The following is a 22,872-nucleotide window of genomic DNA, read 5'->3' as shown; positions in this document are numbered from 1 at the left end:
GATCGATCCACCGTTAAAAATCAACTGGTGGGCGGCTGCTCTCATAGAGGGTCGTCGGCCGCCTGGCGGGTTTGGACGGTAATTCTGACGGCTGACTGGCAGGCGGCGGTTCTTTTGACTCAGGCTTTGAGTCAGCCGCTTTCTGTTCCGGCTTGGGGGCGGATGCCTCTGTGGGCACTGGCTCCTCTGGTACCTGCGGCCCAACCGGTTCTGACTGAGCAGCTTGCTGTGCAGGATGTGACTTATACTCCTGAATCCGACATCTTACGCACTCTTTTGCATAAGGGTGCGCAATGAAGTCAAATTTCTTTGCCTTGAGGATCTTCTGGCCGCGGATGATGATGAGTAGCTCGTCATTAGGTATCCGGAGTACCTCATCCGGTGTCAGCACGCGGCGCCGGCCGATGCCCTCGGTATAGCGGTACTGGGGGATGACCTGGGCCAGCGCGAGACTCTGGCGGGTGGTCATGGTGGAGTTGACCTCCACCGTCATATCGCCACTGCGGGCGCTGAAGTACTCTGCTGACACATCGTCCGTGGCGCCCAGCATAATTTGGGTGTCAGCATTGCCCAGCAATTCCGCCCAGAGGTTATTGGGGTACCGGTTCTGTAACTGCGGAAGGCTCTGGCAGACCATGATGATCTGTATAGCTCTGGAGCGGACCGTGCTCAGCCGGCGTCCAAAGTCGGGAATTACACCGATGTTGTTCATCTCATCAAGGATGATATTGACCGGCACCTTACAGCGTTGCTCAGGTGTGCTGTCCGCATAGCGGACGAGCCGGATGAACAGGAACGCAAAGAAAAGGGACGACAGGAACTCCAAGGAGGAATTCTGGTCGTCCAGGATGACAAAGTATGCGCACTTGCTCTTGCCAGGTTCAGCCAGGTCGATGTCCGACCGGCGAGTGATACGGCGTACTGACTCAGATTGAAGGACCTGGAGCCGGGTGCCAAGCCCCAGCACGACGCCAGTCCGCACGGTATCGCTGCCTTGGCTGAACAGGTTGTATGGCGCCCTGGCCGGATGATCCAAGGGCAGCCGGTCGAAGAGCATGGTCAGCTGTTTCTCAGTGTGCTGGGTGAGCATCTGGTAGACGGCGGCCAAATTCCTCTCATCCGGTGTTCGTGTGGTGTCCAGATCCACATAGAGGATCAGGCTCTTGAGCAGGTTAGCCTCGCCGTATAGTGATAGGTAATCCTTTGAAGTTATCGCCAGATTTTCCCCCACTCCACACCGGACATGCGGCTTTCACCGCATCCGGCGTTCCATCAATTGTGTTATCAGGCATTTAATCAATCACCAATAGAAAGTTGTTCAGATTGCCGCTAATTTTGCGGCAGTACGCAGATTGTTGATTTCGGTCAGTTGTTTTCTTGTTACAGTCAGTTGTTTACAGATACTCTTGAGAGCGGCAGCGTCCTGGTTGGTCAGCAAAGGGAGATACCGCCTATGAAGCAGCACCAGATTGCTGTATCGCTCCTGTCCGCCTTGCTCCTTTGGGACTTTCATGTGACACACGATGCTGTCCGGCTGCAAGAAACATTCGCTGCTAATGGCGCACTTGCCCTTCTGGGCAGACAGCAGGGAAAGCCTGCAATCAGCATATTCCAGGCTGTGGCCCTTTGGCGGATGTTCCCGCAGATATGCAAACAGGGTCGTATCCATCTCCAGATTATCGTGTATCTTCTTCCGACCCGTTGGAGAAAAGCAGCAGACAGCGGCGCTGATTCCGATTGCGGTTTTATACTTGATGAACGCAATGGGATAGATTGGCCGGTTGATACCAGACACATACCGCACCATTTGAGAAGCGCCGAAACGCTCCTTTTCGCTGTCCGTCATGGCACCGCCCTCCCGGACAAGCTGACAGCCGCTTTCCGTGTTCAGACGGTTGGTCAGCACTGTCATGACTCTGCGGTGGATTTTCCGGCAGTCCAGACTGATGCAGGTAGCAATCCTGTAGTAGTTCTGGATGCCCAACACCATTTCGTCAAACAGGCCGATTTCCTCTGACTGCGTTCGCCCTTGGGCTGGCTTTACAATGCGCTTTGCCTGCTCTCCGAGCTTGCTTTCTTCCAACTGTAGCTTTTTGTCACAGATATGGGACTTCACGACATATTTTCCACCCTTGCGGTACACCATGATTTTGAAGCCGAGAAACTCGGAGTAACGCTTTCGCACATTGACAATGCGTGTTTTCTCCGGGGAGACCTCCAACTTCAACCGTTCGGTAATCCACCTTGTGACAGCTTCCATGGTCTTCTTCGCGTCCTCTCGGTTCCGGCAGAAGATACGGAAGTCATCCGCATAGCGCACAATGAACATTTCTTTGAGATTGCTATTCCGCATTTTCTGGTAGCCCTTGCTCTTGTCAAAGACCTCGGAGGTGCGGATGGTGCGCCATGTTCCGTAGCGGTTTGCCACGGGGTGTTCCGTCCATTGGCTGTCGATCCAGTGATCCAGTTCATTGAGTACCACATTGGCCAGCAGCGGGGAAATGATTCCGCCCTGGGGCGTTCCCTTTGTCGGGTAAACGGTGCTGCCGTCCGGCATACGGATAGGAGCCTTCAGGATACGCCTGAGGACAAACAGAAGCTGTTTGTCCTGGATGCCCAGCGCCCAGAGCTGCTTGATGAGCTTGCTGTGGTTCACATTGTCAAAGAATCCTTTGATGTCAAACTCCAAAACATAGTGTAAATGCGCCCGTTGCAGCAGGGAGTAAGTACGGGAAATTGCGTGCTCCACTGACCGATTCGGGCGGAACCCATAGCTGTTGTTGCTAAACTTTGCCTCACAGATGGACTCCAAGATTTGTTTGATGCATTGCTGCACCAATCTGTCCCAGATGCAGGGGATACCCAGCGGCCTGGTTTTGCCGTTTGGCTTTGGAATGTCTTTCCGGCGCACTGGTTTGGGACGGTAGCCGTGTTCGCTGCCTGTGACGATTTTTCTGACCTTACCGATGACCTCAGCCGGTGGAAGCCGTCCGATGTCACCGATATTCTGCTTATCTGTTCCTGCTGTGTAGCTGCCTGTGTTGGCCTTGATATTCCTGTAGGCCAGCATGATGTTGTCCGGGCTTAATACCAGTTCCATCAGGCCGGTGAAAGTTTCTCCGGCTTTGCTTTTGGCGTACAGTTTGTCAAATGTCCGCTGCATACCGTAATACTCGGCGTGCCGCTGGGCGTCCATACACAGGACTTTTTTCCTTTCTTTTGGCATAAGGCATCACCTCCAATTTGGAAAAGTGACCCTTTTGGTCTTACTCGAATCCTTATGATTGGATTGAATAATGCCTGTTTCCACAATTCGACTTGTGACCATTCCTCCATCCTCATTACAGGGACTTCTTCGGTTCGATCACTACTTTTCAGCAGCGGTTCACCCGCTTATTGTTCTTCGCCGGGTTCTTTCTTACGAAAGCCGCTGCCTTTCCTCGTTCCGGTAATTCTATTTGTGCATCTATACCTTTAGGTTTCCGCTATGAGCCTGCCGGCTGGGATGTGCCTGTAACACAACATGGTCGTTCGTAGGGACAATTTCTACTAAACCACACCGGCTGCGCTTGAACGCACCCATACATTTCTATATGGTCTTCTTATAGACCCGTACATTCGCGGATTCGTCAGTCCGCCCGCTACGGCGAACATTCTAACCATGGGTATTTTATAGACCCTTGGCCTATAGGCAACACAGTCTGCCTCCAGACCGCTTTCGGCCACCGTTGGCGGCGGTTACGGTTGCTCTCAGCCGTTGTCGTGGGGCTTCGTACACCGGATTTGCAGCCGACGCACGCCCACCGAGGGCAGGCGTTTCAGGGCGTTACCCCGTCATTCCACCTGTCGAATTACCAGTTATCCAAACAACGCTATTTGTTGTTTGTCCGCTGACTTTTTACCGCCAGCGAACGAGTCGCACTATCCCAGAAGTGATCTCCCTTGCCATCCCCCTTGGTGTTGGCAATGATCACATCGGTCAGCACCTGAGCCATCAGAGTGTCGCCGCCCAGATCAAACATACAGTTCCAGGAATCGCCCCATTCTGGATTGAGCAGATTGTAGACCCGGACGGTGTAGCCGCGCTTTCGGAACAGCTCCGCTGTGTCGGCGTACATTTCCGACTTTGGATCCGACACGATCACCGACTCACCGCGCCGGATGCTCTGGAAGATCGCTGGGCGGATCACGCCTCTGGACTTCATAGTTCCGCTGGCACCGAATACAGCGATGTGCTTGTTGAGCCGCGTGTCCTCCGGCAGGCAGATGACGGAGCCCTGCTCTGTTTTTCCAAGGATGATCCCCCGGGCCTTTGCAACACTGGCCACCTCCAGGACCGACCTCATCTCCTTGTCGCTCATCCAACCGGATGTGCCATAGGTGCCCCGCTTGCTGCGGGTAAAGTTGCGGGGATCATAGTCCTTGCTTCTGAAGCGATCCTGGAGTCGGAGAAAGAGATACAGGCCGCCGGCCAGCACCGCCAAAAAGAGTGTGCATATCAGGCCGTTTATGGTCAGGGCGCTGCGCCAGCACACCAAGGGTGAAAAGAGAACGGGCGTCATGGTGGCGTTGCCGGCGAGTCCTCTGTCCGTCAGCCACTGCTGGTAGCCGAGATATACCTGGCTGACCAGCCCGCCCAGATAGAGCAGCGCCGCCGCACCGAGCAGGATGGCCAGTATGATCCCGGCGATTCGGACATATTTGGATTGCATCGCATCATCTCCTTCGTAGGTCATTCTCCTCCGGCAGCCCGAGACCCATCGCAAACTCCAAATCGGACATGGGAACCTCACGCAACTGCGCTCGGCCACCCATATATCCATTCACAAACTGGCTCTGCCAGGGGTAGCACAGGATCTCATACGGCGCGTCACTGTGCTCCAGCGCCTGCCGCACCCGCACCAGCCTAGCGATGTCGCCGTCCAGATGGGAGAGAATGAGGGTATCCCCGTTCTGAGCGTCGTATTCCATCACGCCCGGCCGCGCGGCCCGCATCTCCTCCGGGAACACCGCGGACAGTACTTGTTCCTTCCAGTCTGGGAGCGTCAGGATTCTCATGAGCCGAACGCCGTGCTCGGTCATCGGGATGAAATGCACATGAGGATAAATGCGGTCAAAGCGCAGCTCCATGCGCTTGCTTCTGTCGGACTCCAGCAGGGTCTGCAGGGCCAGCTCCATTCGCTCCCCAAGCAGGAGAGCATGGTCTGCCCGGGCTTGGCCCGCATTCATGCGAGTCAACTCCTCCAGGTGTCGGGCGGTTTTGAACTCGCCCATACCGCTCCACCGCATGACCGTGTTCCTCGTGTTGTAGACGGCGTAGCAATAGCCGGGTGTGAAGATCGCACCCGTGACCCGCGTGAAGATGGTCTTGCTCATCTCCGTGTGGTCCAGCTGCTTGACGAATCTGGCCGGGTAAAAGCAGGCATAATCGGGTACGACCTGACGGATTGTCCGTTTCTGGAGCGGAGGCAGCAGAAAGGCGCGCATCTCCACACCGGCCGTCAGACATATCGCCACCGACTCGGCAACTCGGTGGTTACGCTCCACATGTCCCGCACTTCCGGAAAAGCGGTGTCCGCCGGTGAGGAGCATATAGTGTGCAAGGGCTGCCGGGTGGATGGCCTGCAGGAGTGGAAGCGCACCCTTATACAGACGGATGGTCCGCCGGTCGCCCCTTCCGCTTGTGGTGAGCATTTTACAGGAGCCAAGGTCTGCCCCAGAGGGTAAGCGAAAACGCTGCACATTCTCCAACCGCCTGACCGTATCCTCCAGCGTCCGGCTGCTGCCCAACAGGTGCAGGGAGCGCATAGGGTATTCCCCGGTGACAGCCAGCACCAACAGCAGTCGGTACGCATGACTGCCCGACCGCAGCGTAATCATCTGGACTGCCCGGTGCCTTCCGATTTTAAGGCATGGCTGTTCCTCTCTTTGCCGCAAAACGGCTCCCGGTCGCGGCGGGGAACGCCTGATTTTTCAGGAATTTTCCGGCGCTTCGGATTTGCGTGGAAATGGGGCGTGAAAACGGGCTCAAAATCCCGTATTTTTTTAGCGCCATATTTTGCTCGTTTCATACAGCGTTTCATCCTCCAAATCGTCTGCCTGCTCCGCCTCAAGCCACATGGGGAACCTGCTTGCGGGAATCACATAGACCTCGGTTCTGTCCTCCGGCCCGGCGGCGCTGCAGTAGTAGTGGGAACAGTGGGTTGGCGCGTCATCCGGGAGCAGGTACAGCGTGATGATATCGGTCACCATATTGACCTCAATGTTGTCGTGGTCACGATAGGCGCGCTCCGGCCGGTCACGGCAGTACACATGCCGGTAGGCCAGTACGCATCGCTGGTACAGCGCCGGCGGCTTCCCCTCGAAGTACCGGCGCAGGGCGGGATAGAGGTATTGCTGGATGTAGACGGGAGATCCAGACTCCTTCTTGGGCAGCAGTGCCGGAAATTGCAGCCGGAACCAGCCGCGCCCGGCATAACCCATCTCCACCGGGATGGTCTCCTGCAGCATGCGCTCAGTGAGTTCCGCCGCTTTGGGATGGCCTGTATAGGCCGGAAGCGTCCTGGCCAGCAGGGTCAGCTTCTCCGCCTCTGCCGAGAAGGCAAAGGCGGAGCCAAATGTTCCTGCCATATCGCCCTGCTCCAGCAGACGGCGGGTGCGGGCCAGCGCGCCTGCAGCGCGCTCCAGCCGGCGCTCGGCCCCATCCAGGGCCCGGTTGAAATCAGACTGCGGCACTCCGATTCCCCCTTTCCTCTGTGAAAAACCGCACTTCGGGCACCTCCTGCCCATTGTAGTCCACGGTGGCGAACAGACAAGGCACTGAGGGAAGCACCAGCTCCTGCGCCATTCGGATATGGGGCAGGACGAAGATATACCGCAGATCCTCCTGGGGCTGAAGCAGACGAGTCAGGTGCTGCTCTCCCTCATAGAGGACAACAATTTCGTAGCCCATATCCTCCTTGAGGAAGAAAATCTGAGACGGATAGGTGGCGGGGTAGTGCGCCATAGGATCCACCTTGTCGATAAACTGCAGAAGTACCCATACCGCGAGGATCATACGCTGGTCCGGCTGGCACATGGGGTCCACTCCCAGATAGTAGCCTCCTGAGATCTCGTGGAGCATGACATTCCGCTTTAGACCTCGGATGATCTTCTCCGCTGTCTGGGGCGGCTTGTCCTTCAGGAGCCTGATGATTTGTGTTTTGGTCAGCGCCCCATACTCCGTCAGCCAGTGAATGATGTACTGTTCCTCTTGTAAAAGCATGGATGGAGGTTCCTCCTTCCTCTATGCGTATAATTTCCTTGAATATGTATTGCCCTGTTTATGCGTATTTCGCCCGGATAAAGAGCCAGCACCTGTTCCATGTGGTCCAGCAGAAGTCTGACGATGTCACCGTCCAGCTCTACATCGGCCTGCTCGGTCAAATAGGTGCGTATGCGGGAGATGCCCCAGGGTTGCTTGTAGGCACGGGGGAAAATCAGGGCGTCGAAAACATCAGCAACAGCAACCAGCCTGGCATGGGGGTGAATCTCACTGCTCCGCAGGCCCAAGTAACCGCTGCCGTCCAACCGCTCATGGTGCTGCAGTGCTACAACAGCAGCGGTTCGCATTGTGCCGTGGGTTCGGGTAAGGGTCTGGGCGCCGATAGCGGTGTGGGTCTGGATAATCTTCCGCTCGTCCGAAGACAGCGGGCCGGGCTTATACAGGATAGAGGGCGGAATCGCTGCCTTGCCGATGTCATGGACAAACGCGGACTGGGTAATCGTCCTGACCTCGGGTTCTGAGCAATCAGCCAGCCCTGCCAGCAGCTGAGACAGTGCCGCAGTACGGCGGCAGTGTGCCAGTTCAGCGGGAGACAGGGGAAGTGGGAAACACATAGTTCTGACCTCCTTGGTTTATTTGTGTTATCACCCAATGTGAGGACTCAGCTCTCATTTGGGCTATCCGCCGGTTCTGGTGCGGTTCCGCACTCCATCTCCTTTTCTGTTTCGGACGGGACCTGGGCCGAATCGGCTGCATCGGCCACAGCTTTCAATTCATTCAGCATGGCTTCCAGTTCAGCCCGGTCGGTGGTGATCATCTGCTGCTCTTCGCGGGAGGCCTTGATAATGACCGGAACTTTATTGCTGTTGCTGGATATCAGTGCCTCGCCGCGTTCGAACTGGGTGATGCTGCGGATCTCGGTGCGGGTCAGTTTCAGGACATCCTTGACGTACTCTGCCTCGTCCGGCTCCAAGTTCAGGATGATCTTTGTCTTGGAGTTGTTGAGAATGGACCTTCCGTAGCGGCCATCCTCCAGCCCGAAGAAGTCGGACAAGTCCTGTGTGGCTGCAACAGCGCCTCCGCCATAGCCGCGGATGATCTTGAAAATCTCCAAACAGAACTCGGCCGCCTGCTTATTTGCCGAACCGCCGATGAGTTTCCATATCTCGTCGATAAATACCATCTTCTTTTTGGTGCGGTCGGCCTTCACCTGGTCCCACACATAGTCCAGCGCGATCATCATACCCACAGGGAGCAGCTTTCCCTTGAGTTCGGAGATGTCCAGGACAACGTAGCGATTTCGCAAATCGATGTTCGTCTGGCGATTAAAGCTCTGGGCGCTGCCGGTGACGAAACGGCTGACGATAGTGGCCAGGCGGGTGGTCAGCGGGTTCTCCTTGAGGATCTCATAGAGGTCGCCCAGAATTGGCATAGTCTTGATCTTCCCGCCGGCCTGATCTTCATAGACAGAGCTGTTATCGTGGGTGATGCCGAATTTGGCGTAAGTCTTGACCAGGGCCTCATCCAGCATCTGCTCCTCTTCATTGGACATATCAGGAATCAGGAGAGAGAAGAAAATCATCAGCTGCTGGATCTTCCTGGCCAGCATGGAGTCGATGTCACTGTAATCCATCTCATCGATCAGCTCCATCTCTGGCGTCAAAGTGGGACGGATCTCCATGACATTGATACAGGCGCTGGAGCCGGGCGCCAGCTTGATATAGGTGCCTCCAATCTTGTGGCAGGCACGCTTGAACTCATGACCCTTGAGAGGCGCCAGGATAAAGCACTGGACGCCGCGCATCCTTAACCTCAACGCCATCACCTGCATGGTAAAGGTCTTACCAGCGCCCGAGGTTCCGCAGATGGTGAAGTTGGCGTTCTTATTGACCTTGGTATTGAACGGGTCCACGATGCACAGCGAGTTGTTGTGCCGGTTGAGGCCCAACAGGATGCCATTGTCATCGGAGAGCTCGAAGCTGGTGAACATGTAGGTGGAGGCTGCGCCGGATGTGAGCACATTGCGCTTGGCTTTCCGCTCCAGGCTGGGATCGATATAGAGAAACGGCATGGTGGAGCGCAGCGCAGCCTCCTGCTGGAACAGGCAGTCGCCCACCTGGATGTCCATGGACTTCATCAGGTCGGTCATCTGCTGTTTGCGCCACAGCAGTTCCTCATAGGTGGGGGCGGACACGGTGATGATCACCGTCATATAGAACAGATCCTCATTCCGGCTGGAGAGCCCCTGCTTAATGGAATAGCCGGCTTGGATGGAACCGGCCAGTTCCTCGTAGTCAGTTGAAGTGTCCTGCAGTTCCCGCAGTTTTGTGCGGTTAAGACGGATGCGCTGGGCAACTCGGTCAATGGTCTTGCCGCGGATCTCGCGGCGCAGATGCAAATCCACATCCACGCCCTCGCCCGCGTTGATGAGCGAGGACATCCAGCCGCCCCGCACCTGCTGAGGGAAGCCGTTTTTGCGTATGTATAGGTAGGTGTAGTAGATCCCGTCCATGATCAGATAGCCGGGGTGGGTCAGGTCGAGGCCGCGGGGCGCCACGAAGTTGACTGTCTGGATTTTAGGCACCGGGTCGATGCCAACGACCCGCTTTTTTGCCGCCATGGCGTCTACTACCACGCGGTTGAGCCGGTTCTGGAAGGGGTCATCCACGCAGGAGCGGCGGTTGAAGTACATGTATAGGATCTCAGCCACAAAGGCGTCCTCGTCCTTGGGCTGCACGATGCTGTTGCCGCACTGCGCGAAATAGGCCCTGGCGTTCTGCGCCGCCGTCTGCAGGGCGGCATAGACCTCGCCGTAGTCGTTCTCCGACTGGCGGTGCGCGGCCTCATACTGGAATATGAGGAAGAACCGGCGCGTCAGCGCTTCCCGGCTGCCCTCCTCCCGGATGAACCGAATGGTGCCCCGGCCCAGTTCACGGCAGGCCGGGACATCGTCCTGTTCGATGTCCGCCTCCAGACCGCCCAAGTACTTGTCGGAATCCGCCTTGCGGGTAACCGACTTGAACTGTAGGCGCATGGGAGAGATCTTCAGCCAACTGGCGAAAGTGGAGATGATGCCCCACTGCTCCTCATTGGAGCGGAGCAGGAAGTTGATGGGCTCAATCTCCAGGATTTTGATATACCGGCCATCGGTGGTCTCAACGATGCCGTTTCGGAGTTCTTTGATTGGGATGTAGTCCTGAACGAACTCCAGGTGCTCGGCCGCCTTTGGCCGGCGGCCTGGATCCGTTCGGAGGCGTGCGTTTCCTGCGCGTATTTGTTGTGCCATAGTGATATCCTATCCTCCTGAAATGAAGCCGGCGGCGCCGTATCCAGAACAGGAACATACGGGTGACGAACTGGAGCAGCGAGTCGCCGCCCAGCCCCATCAGGGCGAAGACTCCCAGAGGCAGCAGGGTCATGGTCATGACCACGACCTTGGCTGTGGCCGGGATATGGAGCCACATCAGCTCCGGATAACCCACGAGCAGGAGCAGAATGACCGCCTCTGCTGTGTTGCGGGTCTCCAGCATGCCGCCCAGCAGCTTGCCGGAGTCGGTATAATTGGGCGGAATGGTGTAGACATTGCTGTACTCCCTGTCATCCATCGGCTCCCGCCTCCTCTGCTGCGCTCACGGCCGGGGCCAAATCGCCCTCCAGGTCGATGTCGTTCCTGCGCCGGTACTGCGTCACATAGTCGGGTGAATTGAGCACCACGCCGGTGCCGCTGGCGCAGTGGACCCAGAGCATATTGCCGTCGGCGTCCTCGCCTGCATAGAGCAGCACGTGGTTGACCGGGACTGTGCCGGGCACAGCCATGAAGCCCAGATCGCCGGGCAACAGTTCCTCCTTGGTGATGGCGTGGGTAGCGTCCCACTGGTTCCAGGTTCCATCGTACAATGTCACACCCAGAGCTGTCTGATACACCCACTCCGTGAATCCCGAGCAGTCAAGCCCGTAGGGGCGGATGGTACCGGTGCTGCTGGAACCCGCCGCAGTCACCAGGCGCGGGGTGTTCCAATCGCTGTTCCAGCCCGGGGCGCTTTTCCCGCCCCAAAAATACGGGACGCGGCCCACCAGGGACAGTGCGCAGCGCATCAGCTCTTTGCGCTTTCCGCTACAGTCCAAGCTGGCCAGGAATAGGTTCAGCTCCGCATCGCTGATGGGCGGTACGCTGCCGTCACTGGTTGTTCCATACATGGTCATCTTCAGCGAGTTGGACATGTCGAGGATCGCTTCCCCGTAGGTGACCTGGAACTGGTCATACTGTGCACCGGTGTCCACGCCAAACGCGGTCAGGATGACCGACTGGTCGAATGGGTGGATAGTGCAGGCCACATAGTCCACCGTCTGCATCTCCGGCCCGTCATCGGTCTCCACCGTGACCTGGGCCTGCTTCACTTCATAGGTGACGGCATACATCTGGTCGGCAACCGCGTTGAGCTTGTTCTGGAGATCTGCCTTTGTGGTGCCCCGCTGTACCATGGAGGCGGAGTAGGCCGCCAGGACATAGCAGGTATCGTACTCACTGGAGACCAGCGCGTTGTTGACCAGGGCCTGCATGGACAGGTCATGGTCATAGCCGCCGTCCGCAATGATCTGATCCACCTCAGCCAGCGCGGCATCGTAACCGGCCTGAATGCAGTCGGAGACCACTGCCGACATATCGTCAAAACTTGCCGTCACCTCCGTGGGGCCGTTGGGATCGACCGTAGCCGGATCGGTGCGGAAGATGTTGTTGAAGACAATGGATGGCAGGGAGACCACGGCAATGATAATGAACAGCAGGAGCAGGCAGAGGAAAATGAGGACCTTGAAGAGCGTGTTGCGAAGGGACCATGCGGCGGACAGGATGGCCCCCCACGGGCCGCCCACCGCCGCCCCGGCGGCAATACCAGCCGCGGCCTTTCCGCCCTCCACACCGGCCTGCACGGTGGCCGCAGCGGCGTTGGCTGCCGCTTCTCCCGCAGCAGTTCCGGCCGCGCCTGCAGCACCGGCTGCGGAGCCGAACTGCCGCACCGCCTCTGCCGCCTGCCGCATCCCCTGCAGGTAATTGTCCTGGCCATCGCCAAATCGCTGTTCATCGGACATGGTGATCACCTCTCTTATGCTAAAATAGAGGGCAGGCACACACCCGTTTGGGAATGTGCCTGCCCGAAAATCAAGGTTTCTTTCTGTTTGGCGGTTTCCGTTCGTTGACCGGCCGCTTCTGAGGCTCTGTATACCGAGTGGGCGTGGCTTTATAGCGGATGGTCTCCACATTGACCGTCCGCAGCGTGTCCCCGTCATAGACCGCTTTCCCGTCCTCATAGACCGGCCGGCGCTCCACCGCCGGAGTGCCGGGGATAGCGTACCATTGGCTGCCCGCGCTGTCCTCATACACACGATAATCGCCGCGCGGTGGTTGAAACACCGTTCGGTCGTAGAAAGCTGTACCGCCGCCGTCCTCATGCCGCACCTCCAGGATGCCGTCACCAGCTCTGGAGCTGTCCACGGAGACCACTGGCCGGTCAAAGCCGGGCATGAACTGTGTAAACACCGCCTGATTGTACTGTGCGGCGGGCCCGGAACCGTCAGCCGGCGTCTGGGGATCAAACGGCGGGACAGCGGCCGCCGGTGTCATAGCGTACCAGTCCAGACCGTCTGCGCCCTGGATCACCTCATGCGGCGCATCCGGCTCCTGGAAATATGCACTGCTGTACCAGAGGGAATTGCTGCCGTTCGCGTAGGATGCCTCCATGGTACCCTCCTCCACCTGGCGCAGCTGTGTGCCCTCCGGCGCATTTGGAAAAGCCTCTGCGACCTGGGCGGCCTCGGATACATCGCCGGTAAATACGGGTGTGGCGTAAAAAGCGCCCATCCCATTGCCAGAAGCTACCTGGTACCACTGGCTCCCATCGGCCGCAGTGACCACCGTGTACGGGGTGCTGGGTCTCTCATGCTGCGTAGCGTGGTAGAGGTCTACCTTGGCCTGCTGGCCGTCTTGGGTGGTAGCGGTGGTGGTGATGCGGCCGCCAGTAATCTGAGTGCCGGAATAGGTCATGTTGGCCGCCGCTCCATTGCCCAAGTGGGGCAGATATCCCTTCAGACTGCGGTCTGCAATTTCGCCAGCAATGGTGCCGGAGACGTTGGGGGGACGGGTGGCTACGGAGGCAACCGAGTCTGGGGTCAATGTAGCGCCGTTGCGCGCCGCCATACCGCCAAACACCCGGCCGACAAATCCTACGCCGCCGCCTGCACCCATCCGGCTTCCGCCGTCTACAACGGCATCACGCACAAAGCTGTTAGGCTTATATCGACTCAAGAATCCAGACAGGATGCCGCCAGAAGAAGCTGCACCGCCTGCGGCACCTGTCGCCGCACCTGTACCGGCCTTTGCCGCCCCACCGAACACCGAGGCCGCGTTTCCACCGCCTTTGGCAAATCCGGTCAGCGTCCGGGCGGCCATCAGCATCTCCATGCCCATGCTGCTCCCTGTCTGCGCTACGGACAATCCCATGGCCGCCAGGTAGCTGTCGCATTTCTGGGCAATCTTCAGAAGGGCCAACGCGCAGAAGAACCAGAGAAAGATGTTGCCCTGCCCGGTGGTCAGCGCACCTCTGTTGGCGATGTACTGGCCCACTGATGAGTTGAATGCGCGGAGGAACCAGACATTGAGTACCAGCAGCAGAAGCTGGGAGCCGACCATACGGCACCAGCTCTGGAACACGCGGGAGGTGGCCTTCGATGCCCCCATCGCATAAGCAAGCGGAGAGGTATAGCAGAGCACACCCACCAGGACATACCGCTCTACCGCCTCCAGCAGCAATTTGAAGTAGTTCCAGGCCAACGCGATCATCAGGATGATGAGCAGAATCAGGCCCACCACCGTTACTACAGAAACCAGGGTGGCCAGGCCGTTGGTGAGTGCCTGCTCCACGCCCGCAAAAGTAAAGTCGCCCGGGTCGAGTGAGGCGTCCATAAGTGCAGTATAGGGCGCCCGCGCGATATCCAGGACAAGGCTGAAAATAGGCTTTGCATAGCCTATCAAGACTGCGAAAATGGTGCCGCGCGCCACGAGGGCGAGGGGGTTCTCCGTCTCAGAGAACGGCCCGCTGAATGCGCGGAAGAGCTGCCAGACTACGATCAGGAAGAGCAGCACCCAGGCCGTATACTGGATGATAGTATAGGCGCTGACCGCAAAGGGGAAGTACTCCTCCATCGCGGTCATGTCCGTGCCCAGGGCGCCGAGGAACACGCCGGAGATGGCGTCCATGATTTGGGTCATGATGCTGGCAACCCAATTGGCTATGCCCTCGAAAATCCAATCTAACATGATTTTGTTCCTCAAAGAGGGCGGGGGCGGACAATGCGCCGCCCCCGCCGCAGGTGGATGCTATCAATAGCCTGTCCGGGGCAGGGTCGGGGTCGGGCCGCCGCGGTAGATGATGGTCACCCACCGGTCGGTCGCCTGGATCCACTGGTTCTGCCACATGCCACCCACATCGCATTTGTTGGCAAAGCGGTACTCGTGGGCCAGTCCAGACAGGACATCACAGTAGATATAGGGCGTCTCCACCTGCTTGAAGCCGGCGGGAACCTGCCCGAAGAGGAAGGTGACCTGCGTTACGTACTCGTTGGAGGCCAGTCCCAGTGCCGCCGCAGAGGCATCCAGGGTATAATTCTGCTGCGAATTCAGGTTGTCAGCCAGCACACGCTGGGTATTGTTCAGGTTGGTCTGGTAAACAATCTTATAGTTGAGCCGTGCCGAGTAGGTTCCGGTGATGATCTTATCCAGCCGAACCGCGTCCGTGGGCAGCGTGTCGCGCCAGTAGAAATTACTCAGCGGGACGGTGGAATTGTTGCCGATGTCCTTGAAGGTGTATCGGATCTCCTGGCCAGGCACAACCTGTGTATAACCGCTCTTGCCAATGGAGACGTTGGTATAGACGCTCTCGTTCAGCCACTCCAGCTGGACGATCTGGCCCTCATGCTCCAGGTAAACGGTCACTTCCTCGCTGTTGACCGAATAGAACTGGGGGCTGGACACCTCTTTAATGATATAGCGGCCCAAGGGGAGCGGCTTGGAGACCGCCAGACCGCGGCTATTGCTCTCAATGGTGTCCACAAGGACATTGGCCTTGTTGTAGATCTCAAAGACCGCACCCTCCAGAGGGGTACCCGCCGGGAAACCGTTGATGGGATTGTCATCGGCGGACTTTTTCCAAATCTGGATCTGAGCCGTGATCGCCGCGTTGACCCACTCAACCTCCGCAGTGTGCCCCGGGCGCACATAGACGGTTTTGGTTTCTGTGTCTATGATATAGCCATCCGGCACCTCAAGCTCACGCAAATAGAAGCGGCCGCTGGTGTTGGCACCGTCCGGGAGATCATCGGCGGTGATGTGGACATAGCCGCTATTGTCGCTGACAAATTCGCCAATGGGGTTGCGGTTCTCATCGTAGAGCAAGAACTTGACCCCGTAGATGCCCTCGCCATTTTGATCCACCTTGTGAATGAGAATGCCGGACTTTTCGGCGTTGCTGACACGCAGCGTATATACGTTACCACCCTTTATTTCAAAGTAGTGGGGTGTACTGTCCAGAATAAAATCGGAATTTGCTTCCACCTCGACGGCGTAGTACGGGCCGTCTTCCAAAGCAAGAAATGCTCTGCCATTGCGATCCGTTGTGATTGTGTCCACGAGGGCGTCATCCATCCGACGGATCTCAAAGGTGGTGTTGGGAATCCGCTCCGAGGTCTTGCTCTCGTTTACCTTGATGAGTTCCAACCCACCCACCGGATCGTTATAGAACCACAGTTCCTGCGTGTCATCCGCCCGAACAACCACTGTCTGGCTCTGGGTGTCGGGGTCAATGGTGTAGCCCTCGATGCTCTGTACCTCAGTTACCACCAGTGTGCCGGTAACGTTGGAGAGGGCGATCTGTCCCTCGGAATTGGTCCAGTACAGGCCGTTGGAGGACAGTTTTCCGCCCTCGGCATCCACGAAGCTACCGTCGGCATAGGTGATTTTGAACTGGACGCCCTCCAAAGGCTCCTTGGTTACGCTGTCCAGTTTGTGGATGATCAGGTTCCCCAGGGGGGCATTCTCAAAAATAAGCTGGTTTGGGCTGTCCTCCCGGATAACAATGCTTTGAGGGGTACCATCTAACTGGAAGCCATCCGGGGCAGATACCTCACGGGCGATCACCGTCTGGCCCGGCTCCAGGCCGGATACAGTCGCCAGACCGTCCGAATTGGTGGTATAACGGCCGCTGTTGGGGCCAATGGGTGTGCCTGCGCCATCCGTCACCAAAAACTCCGCCCCGGCCAACGGCTGGCGATCCTCGCTGCTCCGCTTCAGGATGGTCAGGGTTGCCAGCGGCGTATTATAAAAATAGAGTTCCTGGGTATCGTCCGGATTGATTACCACCGTCTGGCTCTGAGTATTAGGGTCGATGGTGTACCCAGACGGCGCCTGTACCTCCGTTGCGATCACAGTGCCCGTGATCCCGGAGAGGACGATCTGGCCCTCGGAATTGGTCCAGTACAGGCCATTGCTGGAGAGCTGGCCGTTTTCATCTGGCAGGTAGGAACCGTCGGCATAGGTGATTTTGAACTGTGCCCCCTCCAGTGGGCTTTTGTCCACGCTGGACAGTTTGTGAACGATGAGGTTGCCCTGGGGCTGATTGCGGAACTCCAAGGTTATCCGAATGCGTGGGCTTGTCCGGCGTGATGAAAGTTTGGAAAATGATGTTATACATCAATTCCCCGTTGCCCGGCTTGTGACGCAGGACTGTCAATGCGTCATTGATCCGGTTCAAAAGCAGGCGAGACTTCCGGATGCTGAGAAGCCGGTGCTCCAGCTTCACATTGCCAAGGGCCACCTGAGTGTCCACCACGCTGAGCAGGGCGTCCAAATCCTTCAGGGGCTGCTCCAGTTCCTGGGCAATTTCTTTTGGAAAGCATTCAAGGGCCCAGACAATATCCCGGTAGTGCTTGAGCATGACCTGTGTATTGTGATACATGTTGCGGCGAAGCTCCTGTTCGGCTGCCCGCGCTTTCTCGTTGGGGATACTCGGATCCTCTACAAGCCCTCTGCGCTCCAGCAGGTCGCGCAACAGTTCGTTTTTTTCGGAATGGTTTTGTTCCGGCAGCTTACCACAAGGGCATGCCTTCAAATCTGCCATATTCGATACCTCCATCGTTCTGATCCACAGGCCCATCACGTGGCAGGCCTCCGTGGAAAAATTCAAGTTTTGGCGTGTCTGGAGTAATCCCTTGGCAGTCCTCCCTAACATACTCTAAAATCTCACATGGAGAAAAATACACGCGCGTAATATAGCGATCCTGATATGCAACGCGGCTTTCCTCCGATTTTGCTGGGGCAGCAAGATCCCGGTCCTGCAGCAAAACAGCACGGCTGTACCATGCGACCAGCTTGCAGATGCGGACGTGGTCGCTTGCTTGCTTTTCGTGCGCATTGCCGCCTTTTTTACGTATTTCATTCAAAATGCGTTCTACTTGCGCCTGGGATGGCAAAGAGAATCTCTCTCCAGTCGGATACGCTGCGTTGAGGATCAGACATCCGAAGGAACCTGGCAGCTTATATAGCGGGAAGGCATCCGCATGTTTTCTAAAAAAGCGCCAGACCTTCGTCTTCTCCCACCCCCAGCGCCTGCCAAGGGACTCCAGAGTTAAAACAGCGCCATACTGCCCGAATTGGACTGCAGGCGCCAAATGAGAAAACGCATTGCTCGGTTCCTTCCAAACTGTGTGGCACCAGATATCAAGCCATGCGTCTGACTCACCAAATTGATGATGCCGCTCTACAAGCCTCTGTGTGACGTTTTTGGGCAGGCATAGGAATCCCGTACCCCTCCGTCGCATAAATCGCCTCACGGCCCATGCAGGGCTCTCCAGAGCAGTTTGTGACCCAGTCTGTAACTCGATAGGTAAGTTTCTTCGTCTTTTCATCCAGCGAATAGGAAATGTATTCCAATTCCTCAAGGCAATCCATAACCTCCAAGGCTTTCTGTCGCCGTTTGATGCCCAGAATACTCTTGAGGCCGACAATACCACCTACCCAGCTCCCAGCACTCACATTGTTGATATGCCCACAGTAGGATGCCTTACCATTACGAAAGGCTGCACGGGAGGCCAGGCGAGCCCAAGCGCCCATGATACCTTTTCCGGGCGGAAGCTGATTGCGGGGCAGCTTGACCCATTGATATTTAAGCAGGCACTTCATCTCGCCTTCCTCCTTCCTCAATAGATTGAAAAAAGCCTCGCTCCGTGCTACACTGTAACCACGAAAGCGAGACCTGATTTTAATGCTATATGCGTGTGATAATTGCCACTATCTGTTCCTTAGAACGTCTGAGGAGACATGTCCTGACTGTGGAAAGCCCTCAATCCGCCCGGCGTCATCCGCGGAGCAAGAGGACTTTGAGAACCGGGCAAAAGTCAACCTATGGAAAGAAGACGTTGATTGCTGATATCATATGGTTACCCATATGACAAGCTAACGTAGGTTCACTTCATAGCCTCCTGATTTTCTTTATCGGCGTGTATCTCTTCCCCAATTAAATAGAACTACGCCCGAGGCTCAAGAGCCTCGGGCGTAGTTTATTGTATGAGATATTCTATGCTGGTGAAAACAGCCTCTCACCATGATAAAGGCCTCTGTTCTCCTGCATAGTAGCGTTTTGACTCCATTCACCGCAATGGTGCGGGAATTTCAACAAGCGCATTTGTATTTCCAGTGGTGATGCTATATCAGACCCTGTCTCAACTGGTGTAAAATTGGTTTAATTCCCTACTTTGCTTATACCGCAAAACGCTGGTTTTTCTAGGCATTGCAATGGTTTGTGGTTCTCAAATGTACTTTCAACGCTCTCAGGTACAAAAGACCGCACCTCGCCATGTTATATTCTTGAATAAAATATTATACCAAGAAACAGGGGCCATTGCAAACCCTTTTCCGCGAAAAAGCGGGGCGCGTCAATGACGCGCCCCGCACAGCTCATTGGGCTGATTGGCGGCTCGCTCCCGCTCGCAAAAGAGGCGGAGCGGGAGCGGCGGTTATTTGGCCTTCAGCTTTTCCATCCCGGCCTTGGCGGCCATCTGCTCCGCCCTCCCAAACCGCCCGCGCGGTTTGGGAACCCTGCGTCTTCCATCTGCGCGGGCGGAGTGAATCCGCCCGGCATCAAGATGTTCGCTCCGCGAACATGCTTGGCGCCGCTGTGCGGCGGCTCGCTCCCGCTCGCAAAAGAGGCGGAGCGGGAGCGGTGTTTATTTGGCCTTCAGCTTCTCCATCCCGGCCTTGGCGGCCATCTGCTCCGCCCTCCCAAACCGCCCGCGCGGTTTGGGAACCCTGTGTCTTCCATCTGCACGGGCGGAGTGAATCCGCCCGGCATCAAGATGTTCGCTCCGCGAACATGCTTGGCGCCGCTGTGCGGCGGCTCGCTCCCGCTCGCAAAAGAGGCGGAGCGGGAGCGGTGTTTATTTGGCCTTCAGCTTCTCCATCCCGGCCTTGGCGGCCATCTGCTCCGCCCTCCCAAACCGCCCGCGCGGTTTGGGAACCCTGTGTCTTCCATCTGCACGGGCGGAGTGAATCCGCCCGGCATCAAGATGTTCGCTCCGCGAACATGCTTGGCGCCGCTGTGCGGCGGCTCGCTCCCGCTCGCAAAAGAGGCGGAGCGGGAGCGGTGTTTATTTGGCCTTCAGCTTCTCCATCCCGGCCTTGGCGGCCATCTGCTCCGCCTCTTTTTTGCTGCGGCCCTTTCCCTGGCCGATGGGCTGGCCGTTGAGATCCACCTCCACCGAGAAGATCTTGGCGTGGTCTGGGCCCTCGGAGCCGATGAGCTGATAGCCCAGCACCTGGCCGCTCTCCCGCTGCACCAGCTCCTGCAGGGCGGTCTTATAGTCCCGGCTGGCGCTCTTCTCCTCCTCCTTGTCCAGGATGAAGCGCTGGATCAGCTTGCGGGCCGAGCCGATGCCCCCGTCCAGGTACACGGCGGCCAGCACCGCCTCCACCGCGTCGGCGGTGATGGAGGGACGGGTGCGGCCTCCGCCGGCCTCCTCGCCCTTCCCCAGCTTCAGATAGGCGCCCAGCTCCAGCACCTGGGCCACCTCCGCCAGGCTCTCCTCGCACACCAGGGCGGCCCGGGTGCGGGTCAGGTCCCCCTCCGGCAGGTCGGGGTGGGTGCGGTACAGGTAGTCGGCCACCACCATGCCCAGCACCGAATCCCCCAGAAACTCCAGCCGCTCGTTGCTCTGCACCCCTTTGGCCCTGTTCTCATTGGCATAGGAGCTGTGGGTGAGGGCGTTTTCCAGCAGGGCCCGGTTGGCAAACCGATAACCCAGCTTCTCTTCCAAGGCCTCCATGGCCGTTCCTTCCTTTCAAAGCGGGAGCCCCGCCGCCGGCGGGGCTCCCTTTCTCTCAGTTTCTTCGGTTCAGTCGTCCAGCTTGGACTTTAAGTAGCGAACCAGGTCGGCCACGGTGGCGATGCCGGACAGATCCTCATCCTCCATCTCCTCCAGGCCGAACTCCTCCTCCAGGGCCATGGTCAGCTCCACGATGTCCAGGGAATCGGCGTTCAGATCCTCAAAGGTGGTGTCCATGGTGATGCTGTCCACATCCACGCTGAACTGTTCAGCCAGCAAGGCGGCAAGCTTTTCGAAAATCATGTTCATCTACTCCTGTCGCTTCCGTCGTCCCGACGGCTTCATTGCACTATGATAATAGGCAAGAATGGCCCGCCTGTCAATAGGTTGGCTCAAATTTTTTCCACCTTGTCCGACGGCAGCTTCATGTGGTCGATATTTTCGGTGATATCGTCGATGATGCCGGAGGCGGCGAAGGTCTGTGCCTGGCGGATGGCGTTCTTGATGGCGAAGTCGTCGGAGGAGCCGTGGGCCTTGATCACCGGCCTGGAGATGCCCAGCAGGGCGGTGCCCCCCACCTCCCCGGCGTCCATGGACTTCTTGAGGCTCCGGATGCCGTCAGCCACCAGCACAGCCGCCAGCTTGGTGAAAATGTTCTTGGTGAACATGGCCTTGAGCTGTTTCGCCATATAGCCGCCGGTGCCCTCCATGGTCTTGAGGAAGATGTTGCCGGAGTATCCGTCGGAGACGATCACGTCCACCTGGCCGTACACCGCCTCCCTGGCCTCCACGTTGCCCACAAAGTGGATGCGCCCGGCCTTGTCCGCCTCGGTGAGCAGGGCGTGGGTCTCCCGCTGGAGGTCGGTGCCCTTTGAGGGCTCCGCCCCGATGTTGAGCAGGCCCACCTTGGGCTCCGGCCGCTTGAGCACCCGCTCGGCGTAGTAGGAGCCCATGAAGGCGAACTGGAGCAGGTATTCCGGCGTGCCCTCGGCGGTGGCGCCGCAGTCGATGAGCACCGCCCCGCCGCCGCCGGTGGGCACCACCGGCGCCAGGGCCGCCCGGCGGATGCCCCGGATGCGCTTGACCATCAGGGTGGCCGCCGAGAGCAGGGCCCCCGTGCTGCCGGCGGACACGAAGGCGTCCCCGTCCCCGTTTTTCAGCAGGTTCAGGCCCACGGTGAGGGAGGAGTCCTTCTTCTCCCGGAAGGCGGTGGCCGGGTTGTCGCACATCTCCACCACCTCGGAGGCGTGGACAATCTCCAGCCCGGGAGGCAGATCGTCGATGCCGTCGTCCTTGAGCACCTTGAGGATGTCCTCCCCGCGGCCCACCAGGATGACCTCCACCCCCAGCTCCCGCACGGCGGCCAGGGCACCCCGCACGTTGGATACCGGCGCGTTGTCCCCGCCCATGGCGTCTACGATGATCTTCATTCCGTTCCCTCTTTTCTGTGTTCTCTTGCGTGGTCTTTACCGGCCGGACGGCCGCCATTTCCCCGCGGCGGCCCATGGTACGTTTGCACGGCCGCCATATATGGCGGCCCTACCTTTCATTGTCCGTAGGGCCGGCATACATGCCGGCCGCCTCCCCCCGCAGGGGCCGCGGCTCATCCGTCAGGCCCAGCAGATAGTCGGCGGATATATTGTAATGTTGCGCTAGCTGCACCAGTTTGTCAAGTGTTGTCGTGCGGCGGCCCTTTTCCATGTCGCTGATCAGCGTGGCCGTTCCGCCCACCACAGCCGCCGCCTCCGCCTGGGAGTCCCCGTGCTTCTGTCGGATCTGGCGCAGGCGGCTTCCAAATATTTCTCTGGAAAACATAGGACTTCCCCCTTGACAATTCAGCGAAATGCTGATATTCTGTTTTCAGCATTTCGCTGATCGAAGGTGATCGAATTGAACGACTTCCTGGCTGAACTTCTGGACTATGAGATCGAAGCCCACCACCTGGATTTCCGGGAGCTCCCCGGCCATCAGGAGCGGCTGGAGCGCATCTGCGCCTGCCACGAGCGGATCCAGCGCGAGCTGGGGCTGAATTTCCTGGATCAGCTGGGCGAGCTGCAGGGCGAGGAGACCGATCTGGATCGTCTGGCCTGCTTCCGCCACGGGTTCCGGCTGGCCCTGCGCCTGGTGTTTGACCTGCCCCGGTGACGGCGGGCCGTAGGGCGGGGGCTTGCCCCCGCCGGGCGCACACACAGGTGCGCCCCTCCGTCGCAGGGCGCGGCATCTCTGACGCGCCGGGATCGCTT

General features: G+C 58.0%; 21 protein-coding genes. 2 read left to right on the top strand and 19 right to left on the bottom strand.

What is annotated here, in order from left to right; all coding sequences use genetic code 11:
- Positions 1-13: 13 nt before the first annotated feature.
- The 7 genes from B5E42_RS01100 to B5E42_RS01070 all read right to left on the bottom strand — a co-directional run bounded on the left by B5E42_RS01100 (position 14) and on the right by B5E42_RS01070 (position 7,264).
- Positions 14-1,231: a type IV secretory system conjugative DNA transfer family protein gene (locus tag B5E42_RS01100; protein ID WP_255396974.1), complete on the bottom strand. Its 1,218-nt coding sequence runs from the start codon at positions 1,229-1,231 to the stop codon at positions 14-16.
- A gap of 87 nt (positions 1,232-1,318) precedes the next feature.
- Positions 1,319-3,226, bottom strand: a complete 1,908-nt coding sequence (ltrA, locus tag B5E42_RS01095; protein ID WP_087236057.1) for a group II intron reverse transcriptase/maturase — start codon at positions 3,224-3,226, stop codon at positions 1,319-1,321.
- A 646-nt stretch (positions 3,227-3,872) separates the two neighbouring features.
- On the bottom strand, positions 3,873-4,712 hold the full coding sequence (locus tag B5E42_RS01085; RefSeq protein ID WP_242966972.1) for a type IV secretory system conjugative DNA transfer family protein: 840 nt from the start codon (positions 4,710-4,712) through the stop codon (positions 3,873-3,875).
- A gap of 4 nt (positions 4,713-4,716) precedes the next feature.
- Complete coding sequence (locus B5E42_RS19410; RefSeq protein WP_242966971.1) at positions 4,717-5,229, bottom strand: hypothetical protein; 513 nt, start codon at positions 5,227-5,229, stop codon at positions 4,717-4,719.
- Positions 5,230-5,876: 647 nt separating this feature from the next.
- Positions 5,877-6,071, bottom strand: coding sequence for a hypothetical protein (locus tag B5E42_RS18580; protein WP_141242415.1), 195 nt, complete (start codon positions 6,069-6,071; stop codon positions 5,877-5,879).
- Entirely contained in the window at positions 6,046-6,735 is a 690-nt protein-coding gene (locus B5E42_RS01075; RefSeq protein WP_087236051.1) for a DUF6100 family protein, read from the bottom strand. The genes B5E42_RS18580 and B5E42_RS01075 overlap by 26 nt, the downstream gene beginning before the upstream one ends.
- Positions 6,722-7,264: a DUF5697 family protein gene (locus B5E42_RS01070; RefSeq protein ID WP_087236049.1), complete on the bottom strand. Its 543-nt coding sequence runs from the start codon at positions 7,262-7,264 to the stop codon at positions 6,722-6,724. Before B5E42_RS01070 ends, B5E42_RS01075 begins: the two co-directional genes overlap by 14 nt.
- 23 nt (positions 7,265-7,287) lie before the next feature.
- Here B5E42_RS01070 and B5E42_RS19405 point away from each other — a divergent pair, with 23 nt between their 5' ends.
- Positions 7,288-7,785, top strand: coding sequence for a hypothetical protein (locus B5E42_RS19405; RefSeq protein ID WP_242966970.1), 498 nt, complete (start codon positions 7,288-7,290; stop codon positions 7,783-7,785).
- Between the two features lie 140 nt (positions 7,786-7,925).
- Here B5E42_RS19405 and B5E42_RS01060 read toward each other — a convergent pair whose 3' ends face one another.
- The 12 genes from B5E42_RS01060 to B5E42_RS01015 form a co-directional block, all read right to left on the bottom strand.
- Positions 7,926-10,298, bottom strand: a complete 2,373-nt coding sequence (locus B5E42_RS01060; RefSeq protein ID WP_343214170.1) for a hypothetical protein — start codon at positions 10,296-10,298, stop codon at positions 7,926-7,928.
- A 121-nt stretch (positions 10,299-10,419) separates the two neighbouring features.
- Positions 10,420-10,869, bottom strand: a complete 450-nt coding sequence (locus B5E42_RS19400) for a hypothetical protein (protein ID WP_242966969.1) — start codon at positions 10,867-10,869, stop codon at positions 10,420-10,422.
- Positions 10,862-12,352 carry an NlpC/P60 family protein gene (locus B5E42_RS01055; protein ID WP_204244359.1) on the bottom strand — a complete coding sequence of 497 codons (1,491 nt, stop codon included), beginning with the start codon at positions 12,350-12,352 and terminating at the stop codon, positions 10,862-10,864. Before B5E42_RS01055 ends, B5E42_RS19400 begins: the two co-directional genes overlap by 8 nt.
- 70 nt (positions 12,353-12,422) lie before the next feature.
- The gene (locus B5E42_RS01050; RefSeq protein WP_087236042.1) at positions 12,423-14,576 is read right to left on the bottom strand and encodes a hypothetical protein; all 2,154 of its coding nucleotides are present in this window, start codon (positions 14,574-14,576) and stop codon (positions 12,423-12,425) included.
- Between the two features lie 63 nt (positions 14,577-14,639).
- Positions 14,640-16,889 carry a SpaA isopeptide-forming pilin-related protein gene (locus B5E42_RS01045; protein WP_087236041.1) on the bottom strand — a complete coding sequence of 750 codons (2,250 nt, stop codon included), beginning with the start codon at positions 16,887-16,889 and terminating at the stop codon, positions 14,640-14,642.
- Positions 16,819-17,430, bottom strand: coding sequence for a hypothetical protein (locus tag B5E42_RS01040; protein WP_242966968.1), 612 nt, complete (start codon positions 17,428-17,430; stop codon positions 16,819-16,821). Before B5E42_RS01040 ends, B5E42_RS01045 begins: the two co-directional genes overlap by 71 nt.
- Positions 17,399-17,980: a hypothetical protein gene (locus B5E42_RS19395; protein WP_242966967.1), complete on the bottom strand. Its 582-nt coding sequence runs from the start codon at positions 17,978-17,980 to the stop codon at positions 17,399-17,401. The genes B5E42_RS01040 and B5E42_RS19395 overlap by 32 nt, the downstream gene beginning before the upstream one ends.
- 67 nt (positions 17,981-18,047) lie before the next feature.
- Entirely contained in the window at positions 18,048-18,491 is a 444-nt protein-coding gene (locus B5E42_RS19390; RefSeq protein WP_242966966.1) for a hypothetical protein, read from the bottom strand.
- 1,463 nt (positions 18,492-19,954) lie between these two features.
- Positions 19,955-20,629 carry a ribonuclease III gene (rnc, locus tag B5E42_RS01030; protein WP_087236039.1) on the bottom strand — a complete coding sequence of 225 codons (675 nt, stop codon included), beginning with the start codon at positions 20,627-20,629 and terminating at the stop codon, positions 19,955-19,957.
- 69 nt (positions 20,630-20,698) lie between these two features.
- On the bottom strand, positions 20,699-20,932 hold the full coding sequence (acpP, locus tag B5E42_RS01025) for an acyl carrier protein (RefSeq protein ID WP_087236036.1): 234 nt from the start codon (positions 20,930-20,932) through the stop codon (positions 20,699-20,701).
- 89 nt (positions 20,933-21,021) lie between these two features.
- Positions 21,022-22,059 (bottom strand): phosphate acyltransferase PlsX, encoded by a 1,038-nt coding sequence (gene plsX / locus B5E42_RS01020; RefSeq protein ID WP_087236034.1) that lies wholly within the window; start codon positions 22,057-22,059, stop codon positions 21,022-21,024.
- Between the two features lie 109 nt (positions 22,060-22,168).
- Positions 22,169-22,444 (bottom strand): helix-turn-helix transcriptional regulator, encoded by a 276-nt coding sequence (locus B5E42_RS01015; RefSeq protein WP_087236032.1) that lies wholly within the window; start codon positions 22,442-22,444, stop codon positions 22,169-22,171.
- Positions 22,445-22,519: 75 nt separating this feature from the next.
- Here B5E42_RS01015 and B5E42_RS01010 point away from each other — a divergent pair, with 75 nt between their 5' ends.
- Positions 22,520-22,774 carry a DUF6809 family protein gene (locus tag B5E42_RS01010; RefSeq protein WP_087236030.1) on the top strand — a complete coding sequence of 85 codons (255 nt, stop codon included), beginning with the start codon at positions 22,520-22,522 and terminating at the stop codon, positions 22,772-22,774.
- The last annotated feature ends 98 nt before the right edge of the window (positions 22,775-22,872 follow it).

This window comes from Flavonifractor sp. An10 (assembly GCF_002161215.1).
GTDB classification, from domain to species: Bacteria; Bacillota; Clostridia; order Oscillospirales; family Oscillospiraceae; genus Flavonifractor; species Flavonifractor avistercoris.
The sequence above is the reverse complement of the archived record's forward strand: the minus strand, read 5'-3'. Positions and strand labels throughout refer to the sequence as shown.

Excerpts from the sequence above, each read along its gene's own strand:
- B5E42_RS01055 (WP_204244359.1), bottom strand. The coding sequence starts at position 12,352 with ATGTCCGATGAACAGCGATTTGGCGATGGCCAGGACAATTACCTGCAG.
- plsX (WP_087236034.1), bottom strand. The coding sequence starts at position 22,059 with ATGAAGATCATCGTAGACGCCATGGGCGGGGACAACGCGCCGGTATCC.
- B5E42_RS01060 (WP_343214170.1), bottom strand. The coding sequence starts at position 10,298 with ATGCGCCTACAGTTCAAGTCGGTTACCCGCAAGGCGGATTCCGACAAG.
- B5E42_RS01040 (WP_242966968.1), bottom strand. The coding sequence starts at position 17,430 with ATGGCAGATTTGAAGGCATGCCCTTGTGGTAAGCTGCCGGAACAAAAC.
- B5E42_RS19410 (WP_242966971.1), bottom strand. The coding sequence starts at position 5,229 with ATGAATGCGGGCCAAGCCCGGGCAGACCATGCTCTCCTGCTTGGGGAG.
- B5E42_RS19390 (WP_242966966.1), bottom strand. The coding sequence starts at position 18,491 with ATGAAGTGCCTGCTTAAATATCAATGGGTCAAGCTGCCCCGCAATCAG.
- B5E42_RS01070 (WP_087236049.1), bottom strand. The coding sequence starts at position 7,264 with ATGCTTTTACAAGAGGAACAGTACATCATTCACTGGCTGACGGAGTAT.
- ltrA (WP_087236057.1), bottom strand. The coding sequence starts at position 3,226 with ATGCCAAAAGAAAGGAAAAAAGTCCTGTGTATGGACGCCCAGCGGCAC.
- B5E42_RS01015 (WP_087236032.1), bottom strand. The coding sequence starts at position 22,444 with ATGTTTTCCAGAGAAATATTTGGAAGCCGCCTGCGCCAGATCCGACAG.
- rnc (WP_087236039.1), bottom strand. The coding sequence starts at position 20,629 with ATGGAGGCCTTGGAAGAGAAGCTGGGTTATCGGTTTGCCAACCGGGCC.
- B5E42_RS01050 (WP_087236042.1), bottom strand. The coding sequence starts at position 14,576 with ATGTTAGATTGGATTTTCGAGGGCATAGCCAATTGGGTTGCCAGCATC.
- acpP (WP_087236036.1), bottom strand. The coding sequence starts at position 20,932 with ATGATTTTCGAAAAGCTTGCCGCCTTGCTGGCTGAACAGTTCAGCGTG.
- B5E42_RS19400 (WP_242966969.1), bottom strand. The coding sequence starts at position 10,869 with ATGGATGACAGGGAGTACAGCAATGTCTACACCATTCCGCCCAATTAT.
- B5E42_RS18580 (WP_141242415.1), bottom strand. The coding sequence starts at position 6,071 with ATGAAACGAGCAAAATATGGCGCTAAAAAAATACGGGATTTTGAGCCC.
- B5E42_RS19405 (WP_242966970.1), top strand. The coding sequence starts at position 7,288 with ATGCGTATAATTTCCTTGAATATGTATTGCCCTGTTTATGCGTATTTC.
- B5E42_RS01085 (WP_242966972.1), bottom strand. The coding sequence starts at position 4,712 with ATGCAATCCAAATATGTCCGAATCGCCGGGATCATACTGGCCATCCTG.